Source organism: Patescibacteria group bacterium, from assembly GCA_028711655.1.
Classification (GTDB): domain Bacteria; phylum Patescibacteriota; class Patescibacteriia; order Patescibacteriales; family JAQTRU01; genus JAQTRU01.
Window position 1 is genome coordinate 1 of sequence record JAQTRU010000059.1, and the last position, 4,088, is coordinate 4,088.

Sequence of the window (4,088 nt, forward strand, 5' to 3'; positions counted from 1 at the left end):
CCCAGTCCGCAAAATGAAGTTTCTTCCAAATTATTAAGTAAATCAGCAAAAAGGCGCCAATCAGGCTTGGGCAGATCCATCATTTCCCTTAAACGATAAACGCCTTCGCGGCAAGGAGTGCATTTGCCGCAGGATTCGGCCAGAAAAAAATCAAGCCAACTCCTTATTAAATTCTCCGGCTTATGCTTTAAAGCGCTGTAAACGGTAATTGAACCGGCTCCGCCTGCCGGCCGTTTTAATTGCCCGCTTCCCAAAACCTCTCCCGAAGCTTCTCCCCCTGTCTGGACAAAAAAAGGAAACTTCGGGTAATTCTCGGTTTCCTTCAATATTTTTTCAATTGTCCAGTTTAGGGGAAAAGAAAAAACGCCGGTCCATAAGCAATCGCCGCTGATGGTATAAAACCTCTCTTTCTTATAATTATTGGCCGCCACCAAACTGACATCGTAAAAAGTTTCTACATTATTGATTAAAGTCGGGCAGCTCATAAGGCCGCTTGTTGTCGGGAAAGGAGGGCGCAACCTTGGTTCAATCCGTTTATTTTCTATGGCATTAAGGATTGAACTTTCTTCTCCGCCAATATAGCCGGAGGCAATCGGCTTGATAAAAAATTCAATTGGCTCTGCCTTAACAATTTCGGCCAGACTCTTGCCGAATCTTTTGTAATAATCATGGTTAATATAAATATAGGCTTTCTCGGCTTTCAAGAAATCAATGGCTATTTTTATGCCAGCTATCGCTTTTTCGGGAAAATTTTCCAAAATATAGCTGTCTTTGGCTACTCCCGGTTCGCCTTCAGAAGCATTGCAAACTATATATTTTTTTGTTCCTTTGGCTTTCTTTACCATCTCCCATTTGTCTGCCGTGGGAAAACAAGCTCCGCCCCGGCCAACTAAACCCGCCCTCTTGATTTTATTTAATATATTCATAAAACAAAATCCTAAACTCTAAATCCTAAACAAATCCAAATATCAAAATTCAAATGTTCTAAACTAATATTTTGAATTTTGGTAATTTGAATTTTGAGATTGTTTAGGATTTCGGATTTAGTGCTTAGAATTTATTAAAAGTATTTAAAATTTTGTATAAATAATACCCTAGACTAACCGCTTTTTTGCTATATATTCACATAACTCAGCGAGCCGGCAAGAGTATCCCCACTCATTATCATACCAGGCCACCACCTTGACTAAATCTCCGCCAATAACTTTAGTGAGGGCTAAATCCACAATAGCGCTGGCCGGATTGCCGATAAAATCAGAAGAAACTAACGGCTCTTCAGTTATGGCCACGATATTTTTGTATTTAGCGCTCCGGGCAGCCCTTTTGAAAATCTGATTTACTTTTTTCTCTTCTACCTTCTTATTGGTTATAAAAACAATATCGCACAGGGAAACCACCGGTGTCGGCACCCTTAGGGCCAAGCCGTCAAATTTACCCGCCAAAGAGGGAATGGTTTTGGTTGTGGCGATAGCGGCGCCGGTCGTGGTCGGCACAATATTGGCGGCCGCCGCCCGGGCCCGGCGCAAATCCTTATGCGGCCCGTCCACGAGGTTTTGGTCAGCCGTATAAGAATGGATTGTGGTCATAATCGCTTTTTTGATGCCAAAATTCTGCCGGATAATGTCAACTACCGGCGCTAAACAATTTGTGGTGCAGGAAGCCATGGAAATGACCTTGTCGCCTTTGCCTATTTTATTTTCATTTACCCCGGGGACAATCGTTTTAACGCTATCCGACTTGGCCGGCGCGGAAATTATAACCTTTTTCGCTCCGGCTTTTACGTGCGCCATCGCCTCTTCTTTCTTTGTAAACCTGCCCGTGCATTCAAGAACTATGTCCACACCCGATTCCCGCCAAGGCAGTTTGGCCGGCTCTTTTTCCGCCAGCACCTTGTATTTCTTTCCACCCACAATTAGATTTTCGCCTTTGAAACTGATACCGGCTTTATATTTGCCATAACAAGTGTCATATTTTAATAAATGGGCCAAAGTTCCGACATCGGTCAGATCATTAATGGCCACGATTTTATTTCCGGATTTTTTTTCTAACAAAACTTTAAAAGTGTTCCGGCCAATCCGACCAAAACCATTTATCGCAATATTCACCCCGTTAGATTTTCCCATATGTTTATTATGCCCCCGCCAGGCTTTAAAACCTAATGAGGTTCATGCATTTTAAATTTTAATAATTATATAAAAATTATAGCACAAAAAATAAAAAAATGAAAAAATACCCCGCTTTTACGGGGTATTTATTTTATGTTAATTATTTTCTTTTATTTCTGTTCAAGTCCACCTCCGCAATAACGCCATCCTCGCCTTTTTCTCCGGGAAACTGGACATCTACCGACTGCTTTAATATATGGTGGCCGATAACCTTTCCTCTCTTCCCGTCAACATTCACCTTGGTTCCCAGGGGCGGCATATTCTTAGCCAGTTCCTCATAGCCTTTCTCCTCAAAAGCCAGACAACACATCAGACGTCCGCACATTCCGGAAATGCGCTCGCTGCCGCGGTGGACAACCTGCTGGACCTCGGCCATTTCCGAAGTTATGGAAGCCAAATCCCCTAAAAATTTTTTGCAGCACAAGGGCCGGCCGCAAGGCCCGTAGTCGCCTTTTATTTTCGCTTCATCTCTAATGCCAATCTGATACAATCTCACGGTTCTGCTGAAATGGCGGGTTAAATCTTTGACCAGTTCGCGAAAATCAACCCGACCGTCGGCAATAAAAGCAAAAGTGATTTTTGACCCGTCAAAAGAGAAATAAACATCAACCAATTTCATTTCCAGCTGATTTTTTTCCACCATCTTCCGGCAATATCCCAAAGCTTCTTCTTTTTCTTCCGGACTTACTCTTTTTTCCAAATCAATGGAAGTGGCTTTGCGTATAATTGGTTTTATTTTCTTTTCTTTAGCCGGAGTTTTCGCCTCTTCGCCGGTCGCTTCTTTCTCCGCTCCATTATCAACTTTTCTTTCGCCGTTATCTGCCAAATCTTTTTCTTCCATTTCCACAAAACCGACCACTTTGCCCATCTCTAACCCCAAATCAGTTTTAACAACAACCATATCACCTTCGGTTAAAGCTAAATCATTTTGGTCAAAACTATATACTTTATCCCAGGGAGCAAATTGTACTTGGGCAACCTTCATAATATAATACGAATTAATCCGAATGATATCCGAATGCTCCGAATGCCGATTGTATAATTCGGGGCATTCGGATAAATTCGTAGATTCGGATTATTATAGCGAGTATCTAATAAATTTCTCTACCTTCACTTCTCCTAAAATATCTTTTACTTTCTTTTTATCTTCTTTTATGTATTCCTGCTCAAGCAGGCAAATTTCCTCAAAATACTTATCCAATTTTCCGGCAATTATTTTTTCAATTATCTCTTTGGGCTTGCCCTCTTTGGCCAAACTTTCCCGATAAATTTCTTTTTCTTTCTCTATTTCCTCCGCCGGCACCTCTTCACGGCTTAAATAAAGGGGGCTGGCAGCCGCTATCTGCATCGCTATTTCTTTGGCCAGTTCGCTTTCTCCGGCTTTGTCCAGACTTGCCAAAACTCCAATCCGACCGCCCGCATGGGAATAAGCCGCCAGACAAGCGCCGGCCAAAACGGCAAATCTTTTAATTCCCAATTTCTCGCCGATAGTTCCGCTTAAATTATCCAAATCTTCCTTTACCGTTCCTTTATCCAATTTAAGGCCAAGTAATTCTTCCAGCTCTTTCGGCTTCTTGTCTTTTATAAGATCAAAAATCAATTTTGCCAATTTCTGAAATTTTTCATTGCGGGCGACAAAATCGGTTTCTGAATTCATTTCCAAAATATAACCTTCGTCTCCGGCGCCATTGGCGCCTACCAAACTGACACCCTCGCCGGCCTCCCGCTCGCTTCTTTTCGCCGCTTTGGCGATTCCCTTTTTCCGCAGAACCTCCACGGCTTTTTCTATATCACCCCCTGATTCTTCCATAGCTTTCTTGCAATCAACCATGCCCGCCCCGGTCTTTTCACGAAGTAATTTTATATTATCCAAAGATATTTCCATAGATTTAATTTTGTTAATTCTTAATTCTTACTTCTTAA

4 protein-coding genes are annotated in these 4,088 nt (G+C 42.0%); all 4 read right to left on the minus strand.

Annotated elements, in window-relative coordinates:
* Positions 1–926: NADH-ubiquinone oxidoreductase-F iron-sulfur binding region domain-containing protein (locus PHQ42_05215; protein ID MDD5072100.1), on the minus strand; the 926-nt coding region annotated here is incomplete at its 3' end.
* Positions 927–1,094: 168 nt separating this feature from the next.
* On the minus strand, positions 1,095–2,123 hold the full coding sequence (gene gap, locus PHQ42_05220) for a type I glyceraldehyde-3-phosphate dehydrogenase (protein ID MDD5072101.1): 1,029 nt from the start codon (positions 2,121–2,123) through the stop codon (positions 1,095–1,097).
* 142 nt (positions 2,124–2,265) lie between these two features.
* Positions 2,266–3,150 (minus strand): regulatory iron-sulfur-containing complex subunit RicT, encoded by an 885-nt coding sequence (gene ricT / locus PHQ42_05225; protein ID MDD5072102.1) that lies wholly within the window; start codon positions 3,148–3,150, stop codon positions 2,266–2,268.
* 93 nt (positions 3,151–3,243) lie between these two features.
* Complete coding sequence (gene tsf / locus PHQ42_05230) at positions 3,244–4,050, minus strand: translation elongation factor Ts (protein MDD5072103.1); 807 nt, start codon at positions 4,048–4,050, stop codon at positions 3,244–3,246.
* Between the last annotated feature and the right edge of the window lie 38 nt (positions 4,051–4,088).